This is a genomic window from Flectobacillus sp. BAB-3569, from assembly GCF_002270355.1.
GTDB classification, from domain to species: domain Bacteria; phylum Bacteroidota; class Bacteroidia; order Cytophagales; family Spirosomataceae; genus Flectobacillus; species Flectobacillus roseus.
The window spans coordinates 1-15,208 of the sequence record NZ_NJFZ01000020.1 but is presented as its reverse complement, the minus strand read 5'-3'; the positions used below and the strand labels follow the sequence as shown (position 1 = coordinate 15,208).

The window sequence follows — 15,208 nt, the reverse complement described above, 5'->3', positions numbered from 1 at the left end:
TAAAAACGCAAAATTCATACGTTAAATTATGAAAAAAATCTCAATTTTCGCTATCTGTTTACTGTTTAGCGTAATTTCATCAGCTCAAACTAATAAGCTACAATCCAAGATTGCCTATGCGCTTTCTATGGAAAAACCTCAGTCTCACTACTTTGATGTCGTCATGAAATTGAAGTCTCTCGACGCCAAGATGAAACAGCAAGGTTTCGTCGATGTTAAAATGGCAGTCTGGACTCCAGGTTCTTATCTTGTACGTGAATACGCCAAAAATGTAGAATCAGTTACTGCTTCCTCAGCAAACGGTCCTTTGTCTTTAGACAAAATCAACAAAAATACTTGGCGTATAAAAGTGAATGCCTCCACTCAGGAAGTAACGCTAAAATACAAAGTTTATGCTTATGAACTGTCCGTTCGTACCTCGTTTTTGGATGATTCTCATGGCTATCTTAATCCAGCAAGTGTATTCATGTATGTGAATGAATGGAAAGCTCTTCCTTCAACTTTAGAAATTATGCCTTACAAAGACTGGTCAACGATTTCGACTGGCATGAAAGAAATTTCTAAAAATACCTTCTTGGCAGATAACCTTGACATCTTGATTGACTCTCCTATCGAGATAGGTAATCAAAAAGTTTTAAACTTTGATTTAGCAGGTGTTCCTCACAAAATTGCGATGTATGGTGAGGCAAAGTATGATGCTGAAAAAGTAACTAACGACATTAAACGTGTTTGCGAAGCGGCTAAAAGTGTGGTAACCGAACACCCTTGTAAGGACTATACTTTTTTGATTCATAACTTGGCTGCTGGTGGAGGTGGTTTAGAACACCTCAATTCTACTACTTGCCAAACTTCACGTGGTGTGTATGAAAATGAAAAATCATACAAAGGATTTTTAAGTCTTATAGCTCACGAGTATTTCCACCTTTGGAATGTAAAGCGTATTCGTCCAAAAGCATTAGGACCTTTCGACTATGAAAACGAAAACTACACGCACATGTTGTGGTACTCTGAAGGAGGTACAAGTTTTTATGAAAATTATATCCTCCGCCGTGCAGGTATCTTCTCTCCTGAAGAGTATATTAAATCGTATATGGATGATGTGAATACCATCGAAAACCAACCGGGTAATGCTATTCAATCAGCAGCTGAATCTAGCTGGGATGCTTGGATTAAATATTATCGTCCAAACGAAAACTCTCGTAATAGCACGGTTTCTTACTACGACAAAGGTGCCGTACTAGGAGGTATTTTGAACCTAGCAATCTTGTCTTCGACAAAAGGCGAAAAGAACCTCGATGATTTAATGCGTTATCTTTATCAGAACTACTACAAAAAACTAGGTCGTGGTTTTACCGATGAAGAATTCATGAAAGCTACTGATATTGTTGCTGGAAAAGATATGTCCTCTTTCTTCAAAAATTATATCTTCGGTACGGAGTCTATTCCTTATAATGTGTACTTGGCACCAGTTGGTTTGAAAATCGTAGATACGAATGCTGATAATACAAATGCATTCCTTGGTGCTGACTTAAGAGCTGGCAAGATTTCTTCAGTAAGAAGAGACTCTCCTGCTTACAATTATGGATTGAATGTCAACGATGAGATTTTGAGCATCGATGGCCAGAAAGTAGAAGACTTATCAAAATTATTAGCTTCGAAAAAAATTGGTGATGTGATTGAGGTAAAAGTAAAAAGAGATGGTTTAGAAAAAACGTACTCAGTAACACTTGCTAAAAACCCAATCAAGTCTTATAAGCTGGAGCCAATAGCTGATCAAACCGAACAGCAAAAAGCTCTTTACAAAAAATGGATGTTTATCCAATAAGTCATTCATAAAAAAAGCCCTGAGTATTCAGGGCTTTTTTGTTAGTAGGGATTCAAAGCATTATGCAAATCGCCATACATATCTTCAAAGCGTTTGACCACTTTATCTACAAATTCTTCTGTAACCAATTCTCTTACTTCTGATTCTCCCGAAACTTCCGTTTCTGAAATTTTAAAAGTTTGTTCTAAATCAGCCGTTTCAAATTTTACAAAATACTTGTTATTCCATTTGTATAGGGAAACCTTACATTTGGCATTAGGAATTTCTCCGATAAAGTACATGACTAAGCTTCTTCTTCAACGATAGTGATACTGATGATTTTATCTCCCTGACGAATTTGATCAATTACGTCCAAACCTTCCACTACTTTACCAAAACATGTATGTCTACGGTCAAGGTGTGCAGTATTGTTACGGCTATGACAAATAAAGAACTGAGAACCTCCAGTATTTGGACCACGGTGTGCCATTGACAAAACACCACGATCATGATATTGGTTATTGCCTGTCAATTCGCATGGGATTGTATAACCAGGACCACCAGCACCAGTTCCAGTTGGGTCACCACCTTGGATTACGAAGTCTGGAAGTACACGGTGGAAAGTTACGCCATCATAAAATCCTTTTTTCGATAAATCAACAAAGTTTTTTACGTGGATTGGAGCATCCTCCTCGAAAAACGTTATAACCATTAGACCTTTTTCGGTCAACATTTCAGCTTTTAACATACTATAATCAATTGTTAATGGATGAGAAAACAGCAATTGTTTTTTGCAAAGTTAAGGCATCTCTTCCATTTCTTTAAACATTTTACTCATTTGTTTCTTCTCAGAGGATTTCCTCACATTCGTCGGTCTTTCAAGCAAAATACTGTAATTTTGAGTAAATGTACATTAATGCATAAATCTCAAATTCAATGAAAGGTAGAAAGCTATTCCCAATCATCATGGCTGCAGCTATGTTGAGTCTTGGGTCTTGTGGAACTGATAAAAATGAAGAAGCTATCAAGTTCTTCAAGCGTGGTAATTTCAAACTAAAAGAACAAGAATATAACGAGGCCATTCATTGGTACGGTGAAGCACTGAACAAGAAACCAGATTTTGCTGATATTTATAACAATAGAGGCTTGGCGTACCAAAAAAGTGATAAGCCTGAGAAAGCGCTAGAGGATTTTAATAAGGCCATAGCAGTGGATAGTAAATTCTGGGAGGCTTACTATAATCGAGCAGAATTACTATTTAACCTAGGCAATTATCAGGAGGCTATCCAAGACCTCAACAAGATCGGAAAGGTATACAAAGATTCGAGTTTTTACTATGTTACGTTAGGCAACGTCAAAACTCAAACGCAAGATTATTCGGGAGCAACCGCAGCTTATGAACGAGCTTTGGTACTTGACCCTAAAAATGCCGAAGCCTATACCAATCACGGATATTTGTACTTTGAACAAAACAATTATCCTTTGGCAAAAAAGGATTTCGAAAAGGCTTTAAGTATTAATCCAAAACAGCATTTCGCCTTAAACAACCTAGCCTTTATTTTGAGCGAAGAAGGCAAATATAAAGAGGCATTACCTTTGGTAGAAAAAGCGATATTTCTCAAACCTGCTCAAGCCTTCTATCTCAACAATAAAGGATACATCTTACTTCAATTAGGGAAGTTGGATGAAGCAAAGGAAACTATCGAACACTCCTTAAGAATAGAATCCGAAAATGCATTCGCCATTCGTAACTTAGGTTTATATTTCCAGAAAAAAGGAGATACCCAAAAAGCCAAAGAGTATTTTGATAAGGCTAAAAAACTTAACCCAAATATTTCAATTCAATAAGCGAAAAATCCCTAGTGACAAAAATGTTGCTAGGGATTTTTTGATTATTGAAAAATTCAGAAAAGGCTTCAGTAATAGGTCATTTTCTTACTTTGATAACTAATTTGTTTTCTCAAGTCCATTTTATACTTAAATCTGAGCAATATTAGAATAGTACAAAAATAAAAAGTATTATGTCGGTATTTTCTTTACTAAGCATCAAAATAATACAAATTTTAGATTTCCTAAAAATTTATTAAACTTCAATATTCGGCATTATATTACTCAAAAAACAGCCTTTTTGCCATTTTTATGCCTAAACAAAAGCCCTGAGAATCGCATATTTGAGCTTGTTCTAGGTATAATTACAGCTCGTTCGATTCTCAGGGCTTATGTATTTTAGGCTTCAGAAGGCTTTAAACTATAAAGTTAGTTTTGAATTTCTTAAAGAACGCTGTATTCTCTACTGAGTTAGTATGGATTTCAAAAAGTCTGGCACGATTCGACTTTTGTGGAATTGTAGTCAGGATATTTTTCAATTGCTCAAAATTCGTAGCTGATAAATATTCCATGTTGGATTCTTCGGCAGTTAGCTTCGCTGTCATTTTTTGAGAAGTTTCAAAAAATGGTTCAAGCTCTGGTTGCTGACTCGGACCATCAATCATTCGGAAAATTCCTCCTCCACTATTGTTCTCTAAAATAATGGTGAGATTCGATGGCAAGAAATTATTCCAAAGCGCATTACGGTCATAGAAAAAAGCCACATCACCAACTAAGAGATATACTTGAGCATCTGTCGCCAAAGCTGCCCCAACTGCTGTACTCACACAACCATCGATTCCACTCGTTCCTCTATTCGCGAAAACTTCTACCTCGTTGATATTGGGTAAGTGCAGGTAATTTGCATATCTCACTGCCATCGAGTTAGCAAGATGTAATTGCGATCCAGCAGGAATATTTTCCATCACTTTATAATACGTCGAGAATTCATTCCATGTGTCGCTTTCGCTCAAAACCTGATGAATATATCTTGAAGATTTTCTTTCGAGGCTAAACCATTGTTCTTGATATTCAAAAGACTTTTCCTCATCACCCATTTTATAAGCTCTCATATCTAAGCTTTCAAACAGTTCTTTAAAAAAGTCCTCGGGTGCAATTGGCACAATATCGGTTAGGCTTTGATAAGTATCAATCAAATGCGTAGAGCTTTGTACATGCCAATGGGCTTCAGGTTTATGTTTTCTAATAAACTGCTTCAGTGATTTTGAAATCACAGATTTACCAAAAGTTATCAAAAGCTCTGGAGCATAACTCTCGTCTATCAGTCCTAAGTACAAGTCATGATTTGCCACGAATTCACCTTTAGTATTGGCAATCAAATCACCAACGACCACAAATCCAAACTCCTCTTGTAAACCTTGTAAAGCTTGGTTAACCTCAGGGTTAATAGCATCTTGTCCAGCAATCACCATCACCTTTGAATAATCTTCAATTTGGGATAGTAACTCCTCCCAAGTCTCTTGACTCAAGCTAGCCTTTGCCGAATGCTGACGAATATTTCTAGGACGCTCAAAGACTACTTGCTCTCCTGCTGAAGGATAAAATGGCTCGCGCAATGGAATATTTATATGCACTGGTCCTTTCGGAAAAGTATTAGCTGTGTTGATGGCCTCATTCATTACACGCTCGATATGCCAACGAGCATCAGGATGTGAATAATCTGCTCCTATCTGATAGGAAGCCTTTACATGTTTTCCATAAATATTTTCCTGATAAATCGTCTGTCCATCATGCTGATGTATCCACTCGCTTGGTCTATCTGCGGTTAGGATAACTAAAGGTATTTCTTGAAAAAAGGCTTCAGCCACCGCAGGTGCATAATTGTATGCGGCCGATCCTGATGTACAACAAATGACCACAGGTTTATTTTTCACTTGCGCCATTCCCATGGCGATAAATGCAGCCGAACGTTCATCTGATACCGATAAGGCATTTATCTGCGGATGTCTTGCCAAGGCAATAGTCAAGGGTGCATTGCGGGAACCTGGGGAAATTATCGCATCAGTCACATTTTTGGTAACCAGTGTTTCCGCTATATTAATAATGGGTTGTAAAATTGCCATAAATGGTTTTGGTTCTCTTGTTTTGTTTTTTCTATTTTGATGCGTTACATATTAGAATTATTAGTCCATATAAGCTTTCCATCAAAATCTAATTTATATTTTGTTTGCTCGAAATCTGTTAGTAAAATCCCATCAGGTAAAATAGATATTGCTTTTTCTTGGGTAAGCGATACAAAAATATCTTTTCCACTAAAACTCCATTTTATGTTTCCTTCTGGATTAACTAGGGTTATATTCAATTCACCGTGAATGAGATAATCCTCTTGGCATTGAAAAATTTGAAAACAAGTTATGTCATCTAACTTCATATTCCATACTAATTCTAAACTCGGTAGAGACAGACAAAATACGGAGTCTCCGCAGCAAATCAATATATTTTCCAATGCAATTATATACGAATATTGAGTGATTGCTGTTGCACCACCTATCCCTATAATAATACAACTATCAACTAGCTCTTTATGTTGATAAATTTTAATTCCGATTTTACTTGATGATACTTGACTTCCATCACTGTTACTATATTGTTTTGTATAAGAAAACATATTATCGACTGAATCAACCCTATAAATTGACTCATCAAGAAGTTCAAGCATTAAATCAGAAATTTCAAATCTTATCATTTTATATCTTCTTCACTTTTATACTCAAAGCATGCATCGTGGTTGTTATTAGGAGAAAAAGACAGGACTATAATATTTGTATTAATACCTCTTCTGTTTTTGTATCAAAAATCAGTATTCCCTCATCAGTACTATTTAATTGTCCTGCCAAAACACCATCATTTCTCCAGATAGCACTTTGTCCAACACTTTCAAAATTATCGCAAAATCCTAAACAGTTCGATAAAAGCACTGGCATTGAAAATTTCTTTGCCATTGCTGAATAATGCGTCGTTGCCTTATTAATGCCAATCTGTGATTTAGCAACGCTGGCTACATAAATTTCAGCACCAAGCTCAACGCCTGACTCAAAATGAGAGAGTAATAAACTTTCATAACAAATAGCTGGGACAATCTTTTCATCATTAACAGTAATAGTAACTTGATCTTCTCCTTTTATGAAATAAGAATATTCATCTGAATGTAAATGTTGCTTCGAATATGCTTTTCTGGGTCGGTTAGGTTGAAAAATAAACAAGCTTATTTTTACTCCATTACTCACCACCTCAGGCATGCCAATACCAATCGTAATATTATTGTGGTCACTAATTTCTTGAAAGACATCAAATTGTTTATCCTCCAAATGAGATGCTAATGCTAGAGCAAGCTTAGGCTCATAACTAGTGATTGATAGTTCAGGAAAAATATGGCGTCAGCTTTATGAGAAATAGCTAGATGAATTAGTTGTTGGTGCTTTACAATATTTGAATATGTATTACCCTTAATTGGTCGTAATTGGGCTACAGCTATTTTCATAATTATATCAATGACTTCCTCTTATTAACACTCTCACATTGCTATTCTACTGTGTACTTTTTCTTTAGTATTTCCCATAAACAAAAAGAGCCTCATAAATGAGGCTCTGAAAAGGCATTGTAAGCATATTAGCCCAAATAAGTTTTGAGCGCTTTGCTTCTTGATGTATGTCTTAATCTACGAATTGCTTTCTCTTTGATTTGACGTACACGTTCGCGAGTTAGGTTAAACTTCTCACCGATTTCTTCCAAAGTCATCGCATGCTCACCATTCAAACCAAAGTAAAGCGTTACTACGTCTGCTTCACGTTGAGTCAATGTTGATAGAGCACGTTGTACTTCACGACGAAGCGAGTCGTTAATTAAGCCGCTATCTGGTTTGTCTTCGCCATCATTTTCCAAAACGTCTAACAAAGAGTTTTCTTCTCCTTGAACGAATGGTGCGTCCATAGACACATGGCGACCAGAGATTTTCAGAGTGTCTACAACCTCTCCAGTAGTGATTTCGAGTACTTCAGCTAGTTCTTCTGGTGTTGGCTCACGTTCAAACTTTTGCTCCAACTCAGAGAATGTCTTTGAAATTTTGTTCAAAGATCCCACACGGTTGAGTGGCAAACGCACGATACGTGACTGCTCTGCCAAAGCTTGAAGAATTGACTGACGAATCCACCATACCGCATACGAAATAAACTTAAATCCACGAGTCTCATCAAATCTTTGAGCTGCTTTAATCAACCCAAGGTTACCTTCATTGATAAGGTCACCTAAGCTTAAGCCTTGGTTTTGATATTGCTTAGCAACAGACACCACAAAACGAAGGTTCGCTTTGGTCAATCTTTCCAAGGAAAGTTGATCTCCTTCACGAATCTTCTGAGCTAAAATAACCTCCTCCTCTGGCGTTAGCAAATCTACCTTGCCAATTTCTTGCAAATACTTATCGAGTGATTGTGATTCTCGGTTGGTGATCTGCTTACTAATTTTTAGCTGTCTCATATTAGTTACTACCTCTTAAAGTTCTTAGTAGGTTAACAATTAGGAATAAAGAGTTTTTTGAGGAGAATATACAGAAACAAGTTGTTACAATATTCTTTAGCTCAAATAGCACTTCCTGAAAAGTATATACCAAACAGTTATATAAGTGAAGAATATAACTGTTTGGTAGGAAACAAATTTAACAATATAGTTTAATTCGTTATAAAAATAACGTAAATAAGCTCAAGTTCGTTCTATTTCTTCTCAGGCTTTGGCAACAAAACTTTTCTTGACAAACGGTATTTACCTGTTTTCTTATCAACTTCAATCAACTTCACTTTTACTTGCTCTCCGATTTCAAGTACACCGTCCATTGTTTCAAGACGTTCCCATTTGATTTCAGAGATATGTAAAAGACCGTCTTTACCTGGCAAGAATTCAACGAATGCACCGAATGGCATAATTGATTTAACAACGCCATCATATACTTCACCTTCTTCAGGAATTGTTACAATTCCTTTAACCATTTTAACGGCGATATCCATCGCTGCTTTGTTCGCAGAGAAGATTGATACATAACCGCCATCTTCTTTTTCCTCGATAGTTACGGTCGCACCAGATTGTTTTTGAATATCTTGAACAACTTTACCACCTGGTCCGATTACCGCACCAATTTGCTCTTTCAAGATTCTGATTACAGTAGCTCTTGGAGTTTGTGGTTTGTAGTCGCTACGAGGCTCAGCAATAGTCTCTTGCATTTTACCCAAAATGTGTAAACGACCTTGTTTTGCTTGTTCCAAAGCTTCTGTCAATACTTCGTAAGACAAACCGTCAACTTTAATATCCATCTGACAAGCAGTGATACCTTCAGTTGTACCTGTTACTTTGAAGTCCATATCACCTAAGTGATCTTCGTCACCCAAAATATCAGAAAGTACTGCATACTTACCTGTTTTAGGATCTGAGATTAGTCCCATCGCAATACCAGAAACTGGCGCTTTGATCGGTACACCCGCATCCATCAACGCAAGCGTTCCTGCACATACAGTCGCCATTGATGATGAACCATTAGATTCTAAGATATCTGAAACGATACGAATTGTATATGGATTTTTAGCATCTGGAGGCAATACTTTTTTCAAAGCACGCATCGCCAAGTTTCCGTGTCCTACTTCACGACGACCAGGAGCACGGTTTGGTTTTACCTCACCTGTTGAATATCCTGGGAAGTTGTAGTGCAATAAGAAACGGTTGTATCCTGATACCATTGCTTGGTCTACAATTTGCTCATCTAATTTTGTACCAAGAGTAACCGTCGTAAGTGATTGAGTTTCTCCTCTTGTAAAAACCGCTGAACCGTGTGGAGTTGGCAAATAATCAACCTCACTTGTAATAGTACGAATTTCGTCAAGTTTACGACCGTCCAAACGATAACGTTCGATTAACACTAATTGACGAGCCGCTTCCTTCTCGATATCGTGGAAATACCATTTCGCCAAGCTTTTGTTTACGGTAGAATCCTCTGGCAATGAAGCGAAGTATTCGTCTTCTATAGCTTTAAAAGAATCTCTACGTCCTTTTTTACTCGGATTTGCTAATTTTGCAACCTCATAATAGCGATCGTAATAGGTCTCCCACAAATATGTTCTTAACTCTTCGTCGTGGTTTTCATGTTTGTACTCACGTTTTTGAGTTTTTCCAACTTCTGCTTCAAGTTCTTTCAAGGCAACGCATTGGTGTTGAATAGCTGCATGAGCCAAACGAAGCGCTTCAAGCATTTCTTGCTCAGAAACTTCATTTGCTTCACCTTCAACCATCAAAATATCATTGGCATTAGCTGCTACGATAAGCTCTAACTCTGCATCCTTCAAGATAGAAGTTTCAGGGTTAACGATATACTCACCGTTAATTTTAGCAACACGAACTTCAGAGATAGGACCATTGAAAGGAATATCTGAAACTGCCAAAGCTGCTGCTGCTGCAAGACCAACATAAGCATCTGGTAACACTTCAGCATCAGCAGAGATCAAGTTGATCATAACTTGTGTATCTGCATGAAAATCAGAAGGGAAAGTAGGACGCAAAGCTCTGTCTACTAATCTACTTACCAATACTTCATAATCTGACAACTTTGATTCTCTTCTCAAGAAACCTCCAGGAATTTTACCAGCAGAAGCAAACTTCTCTTGGTAATCTACTGAAAGAGGTAAAAAATCAACACCGTCCTTTGGTGTTTGGTTAGCAACAACCGTTGCCAAAAGCATCATATTTCCGCTTCTCACTACAACAGCCCCATCGGCTTGCTTCGCGAGTTTGCCTGTTTCAATGGTAATTTCTTTACCATCAGGCATTGTGATTTTTTCGTAATTACGTTAAACGCCATAAATTGTTTGCTTATTACCTTTTACGCTACTATTATATCAACGAAATGTAAAAGGATTTTGTTGGATTTGCAGTCATTAATAGTGAATCGTCAATTGCCAATAGTGTAGTTTGATGATGAATGGCTGCTTCACGATTAACATAACTATCAACTATTAACGAAGACCCAAATAGAAGAGGGGAAGACGATCTCCGTCTATGCAATCAGGGAACCCTATTAGATAGAATTCCCTGTTTGCTGAAAGTAAATTACTTTCTAATGCCAAGCTGAGCAATGATAGCTCTGTAACGCGTAATATCTTTCTTGATAAGATAGTCAAGTAAGCTTCTACGCTTACCTACCAATTTCAAAAGACCTAAACGAGTAGAGTGGTCTTTCTTATTGATTTTCAAGTGTTCTGTCAAATGATTGATTCTGAAAGTAAACAATGCAATTTGTGACTCAGCAGAACCAGTATCGATTTTAGACTTCGAGTGACCTTTAGATTCAAAGATCTCTTGCTTTTTTTCTGAAGTTAAATACATCTTCAACCAGTTTAAATTAATGAATTTTTGTAAACGTGCAAAAATAGGAATTTTATTAGTTATTTGCAAATTTCACCCCAATTTTAGAAAATATTTTTCTTAATATTGCCTGTGAACCTATTTTTTCCTTCAATTTGGCCATTGCCATCACATAAACATCAGATTCAAACAAACGTGAATCATGGCGAGCTTTATTAAAGAAATACATGCCTATCGAAAATAATATCAAATTGGAAGTCCAGGCGCCTACTTGTACCATTACTTTTCCTTCTTCTGAAAGCTTCTTGCCTTGTTGTGTCATTACATAAGAAAGAATGAAGAAAAATATGGCCACAACAACTGGCATTCCGAATCCGCCTTTCTTAATAATGGCTCCTAAAGGTGCTCCAATGAGGAACATTACGAAAATGGCAATCGAATCCGTAAATTTCTGATGCCAAAACCAATTGGTTTTACGCAAATCTTCATTTTTAGAAGTAATGGTAAATACATTGCTTTCGGCAAATGAAATCATATTTTTTGCTTGCGAAACCGCAAAATCTAAATGCTCATAAGGATTAGGCTTAATTTTTTTTGTAATTATTTTACTCACCCAATTCCCTTGGTTTTTCATGATCGCCTTCTGCTCTGGGGTAATAGTAGCTGGCAAAGATTTAAACATATATATATAGTATGACTTCGCAGCCTCAAAAAAGTTTTTTCGGTAATCTGTTGTTAGTCGTGATAAGGAATCGGCATCTTTTCCCAATTGAAGCACGTTTCTCATAATTTGATGGTGCTTAAACTGATCTTCCTCGGTTTTGTGCATATCAAACGCTGACATACTCATAACTACCTTACTTTTAGAAAAAGAGTGAGAAACGAAGTCTGTGGCATCAGCTCCAGAAGACCTATCAGCATCGTCCACATAATCATGACCATTGTAAAGCTCAAAAACGAGATACTGCTTGTCCATAATGGTATACATCAAAGCCGAATCTGCAATAGTGACATGTTTATTGCCATCATTTTTGGAGTGATCATAAATGATGACGCCTTTCAAGGATTTACCATTAGGAAATTTCTTATTTACTTTAATGCTATAACCAGGTAATTCATTGTAAAAAATACCTTCTTTGATATTTAGGGTTGTTTTGGTAGTCTTGATGTCATATAGCAAACGATACCCTTTGAGGTTTGCCCAAGGCCAAAGTACGTTATTAAACCAAAATGAAAAACCTGCTACTAATACTGCCACCACAAACATCGGACGTAATGCTCGACTGATAGAGATACCTGCACTTTTGATAGCGGTGAGTTCGAAAAACTCTCCAAGCTTACCAAAAGTCATTAGCATGGATATCAACATGGCCAGAGGCAATGCAATCGGAATGGTAATTAGACTAAAATAAAAGAATAATTCAAAATATAACTCCACGCCCAAGTCTTTCCCGAATAAATCAGCAAAATAAACCACGATTAGGCGCATCAAAAATATAAATATTACAACAGTCAGGGTTAATAAAAATGGTCCCCAAAAAGCCTTGAGGATAAGCTTATCTAGTTTTTTCATACATCCACAATAATTTGCATCGCAAAGTTACCATTTCTTGAGCAATATTTTAGTCAATTACACCGAGAGACAAAATTATACCATGATGAATTTTCTAAGGGCTTGGTCTGTCTACCTGATTTCTTTTCAATCAAATTAACGAAATCTGTTTCGAAGAATTTTAATGTTAAAATAAGTTTTAAGAAACTTTAAGAATTAGGAAATCGCTAATGTCATGACAATGAATAGCTTTACCGTAAAAATTGGATATTTCTCAGAATTAACTGTTCTCTGTAAATACCTACAAAGGGTATCCAGAAAAATATTCAAGATACCCTTTGTATTATACGTAATCCCGAAAGATTATTTTCTTAAAAGTTCCATCTACCAAATAATCCTCTTTGATAATCGGAGTAAGCCTGATAAATCTCTTCCTCTGTGTTCATTACAAATGGCCCTTGTGCAACTACGGGCTCATCGAGTGGCTTACAATGCCCCAGTAATATATAAGAATCCTCTATTGCATCAAAAGACACCATACCTTCTTGATAATCAAACTCTACTAGATTTCGCTTTTCAATCGAACGACCATTCAATCTAACACTTCCTCGAACAACATAGAAGAAGATTGTATCCTCAGCAGGGATATCCATACTCCAGGTAGAACCAGCTGCGCAGCTTACTGTGGTAAAAGTTACACCAGTCACAGATTCAAAAGGACCTTGTACTCCTGCTACGTTGCCCGACAAAACTTGTACCAAAACGCCATCTTTAGTAATTGTAGGAATATCCTCTTTGTCCAAACCTTTGTATTGAGGTTCCATCATTTTATGGGAGGCGGGTAGATTAATCCACAATTGAAGTATTTCAAGAGGCCCTCCTTCCTTCATAAACTCTTCTGAAGAAGTCTCTGCATGGATTAACCCCTTTCCAGCAGTCATCCACTGAACCCCTCCTTGTTTCATTACACTGCTGTGTCCAGTACTATCTTGGTGTTTGATATCACCATCCAATATGAAAGTTACCGTTTCCATTCCTCTGTGTGGATGAGGACCAAATGGTAAACCTTGATTGTTTTTGGGATATACCTGATACCCATGATGATTTAAGAAAAGAAATGGGTCAAGATAATCTAAAGTTCGTGTTGGAATTACGCCATAAGTCACCAAATCACGAATGGGTGAATAATGAGGTTGATGAATTTGCTTAATATTTCTCATATCTTTGAAGTGCGAAACGCATGTTATATTTTCTTAACTAGAAAAAATGCCATTCAGTTTCATTGTAAATAGGTAAACATCTTTAATAACGCCAAATGAAAACTCCATTCTTCAAAGCCGCATCATATCAGTGCGCACTTTATCCTTTTATTAGTATCGTATTATTCGGTTATGAGGCTTATTTGGCACTTTATGCCCATGATGCATTCTTTAGACCTTTTTTTGGGGACTTTATTGCGGTGATATTTGCGTATACATTTTTGAAGTGTTTCTTTTATCGCACAAAGCAATATGACAAGCAACTAGCAGCTGGAGCATTAGGAGTAGCTTATTTTCTAGAACTTTTACAAAAAATTAATTTTCTAGAAAAAACAGGATTAGCAAAGTACAAAATCATGTCAATGCTGATTGGAAGTGCCTTCTCATGGCTTGATATCCTAGCATATACGCTGGGATATTTGAGTATTATGCTCTTTTTGAAGAGAAATCATACTCGCTAAAATTAAAATGCTAGTTGGCAAGATTATTTCATATCTCATCAACTAGCATTTGGGGTTACCATTAGTTACCTACGATTTCTTTCAATTTAAAAATTAAATCTTCCCATAGTTCAGTCAACTCCTCTTCATCCGAATTTGCAGAATAGTCAATGATTTTTAAATAGGTTGAGCCAGTCAAATCACTAACATCCATTTTGAACTCGAGATAATTATGATCACGGTCGTCGGGGTTAGAAGGAACAAAATCAAACTTTGCGGATTTATTTAATCGTAATTGAGACAATTTGGCAATGTGACTTTCACCATCCCAAACAAAGTCGAAAGTAGAGCTATCCTTCAATGTTACTTTCTCCGCAAACCACTGCTGCAAACCCGAAGCAGAACTAACATACGGGAACAAAACTTTAGGAGATGCTCTTAATTCGAACTCAATAACAAACTTGTGCTTACTCATACGCAAGAATTTAAATTTACCTTTTTGGCAAAGGTATAATTATCTAGATAATATGCAAGTATTTATAACATCTTTACTCCTCTAAGCCTAAAAATAATACACAAATAACTGTAAATCAAACACTTAAAATATAACACTATAATTTAACCTAAAAAAAATATTTTCACTTTTTTTGCTTTACATAATACACTGAATACCAATAAGTAACCATATACGTTACGAATTATTTTCAGAAAAATGCTCTAAATCACTTGCCTCCGATAGAATAATTGTCTAATTTTGCATCACGAAAAACAAGGCGGGGTAGCTCAGATGGTTAGAGCGTTGGATTCATAACCCAAAGGTCGGCAGTTCGATTCTGCTCCCCGCTACAAAATTTTTACTATTTGCCCCTTGGCGGGGTAGCTCAGATGGTKAGAGCGTTGGATTCATAACCCAAAGGTCGCAGTTCGA

The 15,208-nt window shown here is 36.7% G+C and carries 14 protein-coding genes and 1 tRNA gene; 4 read left to right on the top strand and 11 right to left on the bottom strand.

Annotated elements, in window-relative coordinates; translation table 11 throughout:
* Positions 1-28: 28 nt before the first annotated feature.
* Positions 29-1,825 carry a M61 family metallopeptidase gene (locus BWI92_RS18145; RefSeq protein WP_229363292.1) on the top strand — a complete coding sequence of 599 codons (1,797 nt, stop codon included), beginning with the start codon at positions 29-31 and terminating at the stop codon, positions 1,823-1,825.
* Positions 1,826-1,866: 41 nt separating this feature from the next.
* Here the strand turns inward: BWI92_RS18145 and BWI92_RS18140 are convergent, their stop codons facing one another.
* Positions 1,867-2,106, bottom strand: a complete 240-nt coding sequence (locus BWI92_RS18140) for a hypothetical protein (protein WP_095165330.1) — start codon at positions 2,104-2,106, stop codon at positions 1,867-1,869.
* Between the two features lie 2 nt (positions 2,107-2,108).
* Entirely contained in the window at positions 2,109-2,552 is a 444-nt protein-coding gene (locus tag BWI92_RS18135) for a peptidylprolyl isomerase (protein WP_095165328.1), read from the bottom strand.
* A 188-nt stretch (positions 2,553-2,740) separates the two neighbouring features.
* On the opposite strand from BWI92_RS18135, the gene BWI92_RS18130 reads away from it, so the two are divergent.
* A complete protein-coding gene (locus BWI92_RS18130; RefSeq protein WP_095165325.1) occupies positions 2,741-3,652 on the top strand; it encodes a tetratricopeptide repeat protein in 912 nt (303 codons plus the stop codon).
* Between the two features lie 395 nt (positions 3,653-4,047).
* Here the strand turns inward: BWI92_RS18130 and menD are convergent, their stop codons facing one another.
* From menD to BWI92_RS18090, 8 genes are all read right to left on the bottom strand, one after another.
* Complete coding sequence (gene menD / locus BWI92_RS18125; protein ID WP_095165323.1) at positions 4,048-5,754, bottom strand: 2-succinyl-5-enolpyruvyl-6-hydroxy-3-cyclohexene-1-carboxylic-acid synthase; 1,707 nt, start codon at positions 5,752-5,754, stop codon at positions 4,048-4,050.
* A 44-nt stretch (positions 5,755-5,798) separates the two neighbouring features.
* On the bottom strand, positions 5,799-6,377 hold the full coding sequence (locus BWI92_RS18120) for a hypothetical protein (protein WP_095165321.1): 579 nt from the start codon (positions 6,375-6,377) through the stop codon (positions 5,799-5,801).
* Between the two features lie 67 nt (positions 6,378-6,444).
* Positions 6,445-7,044, bottom strand: coding sequence for a carbon-nitrogen hydrolase family protein (locus BWI92_RS18115; RefSeq protein ID WP_229363368.1), 600 nt, complete (start codon positions 7,042-7,044; stop codon positions 6,445-6,447).
* Positions 7,045-7,300: 256 nt separating this feature from the next.
* Entirely contained in the window at positions 7,301-8,164 is an 864-nt protein-coding gene (locus BWI92_RS18110; RefSeq protein WP_026995355.1) for an RNA polymerase sigma factor RpoD/SigA, read from the bottom strand.
* A 233-nt stretch (positions 8,165-8,397) separates the two neighbouring features.
* Positions 8,398-10,494: a polyribonucleotide nucleotidyltransferase gene (gene pnp, locus BWI92_RS18105; protein WP_095165305.1), complete on the bottom strand. Its 2,097-nt coding sequence runs from the start codon at positions 10,492-10,494 to the stop codon at positions 8,398-8,400.
* Between the two features lie 280 nt (positions 10,495-10,774).
* On the bottom strand, positions 10,775-11,050 hold the full coding sequence (gene rpsO, locus BWI92_RS18100; protein WP_095165896.1) for a 30S ribosomal protein S15: 276 nt from the start codon (positions 11,048-11,050) through the stop codon (positions 10,775-10,777).
* Between the two features lie 55 nt (positions 11,051-11,105).
* Positions 11,106-12,602: an LptF/LptG family permease gene (locus BWI92_RS18095; RefSeq protein WP_095165291.1), complete on the bottom strand. Its 1,497-nt coding sequence runs from the start codon at positions 12,600-12,602 to the stop codon at positions 11,106-11,108.
* Positions 12,603-12,952: 350 nt separating this feature from the next.
* Positions 12,953-13,801, bottom strand: coding sequence for a pirin family protein (locus BWI92_RS18090; protein ID WP_095165277.1), 849 nt, complete (start codon positions 13,799-13,801; stop codon positions 12,953-12,955).
* Positions 13,802-13,896: 95 nt separating this feature from the next.
* On the opposite strand from BWI92_RS18090, the gene BWI92_RS18085 reads away from it, so the two are divergent.
* Positions 13,897-14,301 (top strand): DUF2809 domain-containing protein, encoded by a 405-nt coding sequence (locus BWI92_RS18085; protein WP_095165275.1) that lies wholly within the window; start codon positions 13,897-13,899, stop codon positions 14,299-14,301.
* Positions 14,302-14,362: 61 nt separating this feature from the next.
* Here the strand turns inward: BWI92_RS18085 and BWI92_RS18080 are convergent, their stop codons facing one another.
* Complete coding sequence (locus tag BWI92_RS18080) at positions 14,363-14,755, bottom strand: START-like domain-containing protein (RefSeq protein WP_095165263.1); 393 nt, start codon at positions 14,753-14,755, stop codon at positions 14,363-14,365.
* Between the two features lie 297 nt (positions 14,756-15,052).
* Here BWI92_RS18080 and BWI92_RS18075 point away from each other — a divergent pair.
* A tRNA-Met gene (locus BWI92_RS18075) sits at positions 15,053-15,126 on the top strand.
* Positions 15,127-15,208 lie beyond the last annotated feature (82 nt).

Excerpts from the sequence above, each read along its gene's own strand:
- BWI92_RS18145 (WP_229363292.1), top strand. The coding sequence starts at position 29 with ATGAAAAAAATCTCAATTTTCGCTATCTGTTTACTGTTTAGCGTAATT.
- BWI92_RS18140 (WP_095165330.1), bottom strand. The coding sequence starts at position 2,106 with ATGTACTTTATCGGAGAAATTCCTAATGCCAAATGTAAGGTTTCCCTA.
- BWI92_RS18135 (WP_095165328.1), bottom strand. The coding sequence starts at position 2,552 with ATGTTAAAAGCTGAAATGTTGACCGAAAAAGGTCTAATGGTTATAACG.
- BWI92_RS18130 (WP_095165325.1), top strand. The coding sequence starts at position 2,741 with ATGAAAGGTAGAAAGCTATTCCCAATCATCATGGCTGCAGCTATGTTG.
- menD (WP_095165323.1), bottom strand. The coding sequence starts at position 5,754 with ATGGCAATTTTACAACCCATTATTAATATAGCGGAAACACTGGTTACC.
- BWI92_RS18120 (WP_095165321.1), bottom strand. The coding sequence starts at position 6,377 with ATGATAAGATTTGAAATTTCTGATTTAATGCTTGAACTTCTTGATGAG.
- BWI92_RS18110 (WP_026995355.1), bottom strand. The coding sequence starts at position 8,164 with ATGAGACAGCTAAAAATTAGTAAGCAGATCACCAACCGAGAATCACAA.
- pnp (WP_095165305.1), bottom strand. The coding sequence starts at position 10,494 with ATGCCTGATGGTAAAGAAATTACCATTGAAACAGGCAAACTCGCGAAG.
- rpsO (WP_095165896.1), bottom strand. The coding sequence starts at position 11,050 with ATGTATTTAACTTCAGAAAAAAAGCAAGAGATCTTTGAATCTAAAGGT.
- BWI92_RS18095 (WP_095165291.1), bottom strand. The coding sequence starts at position 12,602 with ATGAAAAAACTAGATAAGCTTATCCTCAAGGCTTTTTGGGGACCATTT.
- BWI92_RS18090 (WP_095165277.1), bottom strand. The coding sequence starts at position 13,801 with ATGAGAAATATTAAGCAAATTCATCAACCTCATTATTCACCCATTCGT.
- BWI92_RS18085 (WP_095165275.1), top strand. The coding sequence starts at position 13,897 with ATGAAAACTCCATTCTTCAAAGCCGCATCATATCAGTGCGCACTTTAT.
- BWI92_RS18080 (WP_095165263.1), bottom strand. The coding sequence starts at position 14,755 with ATGAGTAAGCACAAGTTTGTTATTGAGTTCGAATTAAGAGCATCTCCT.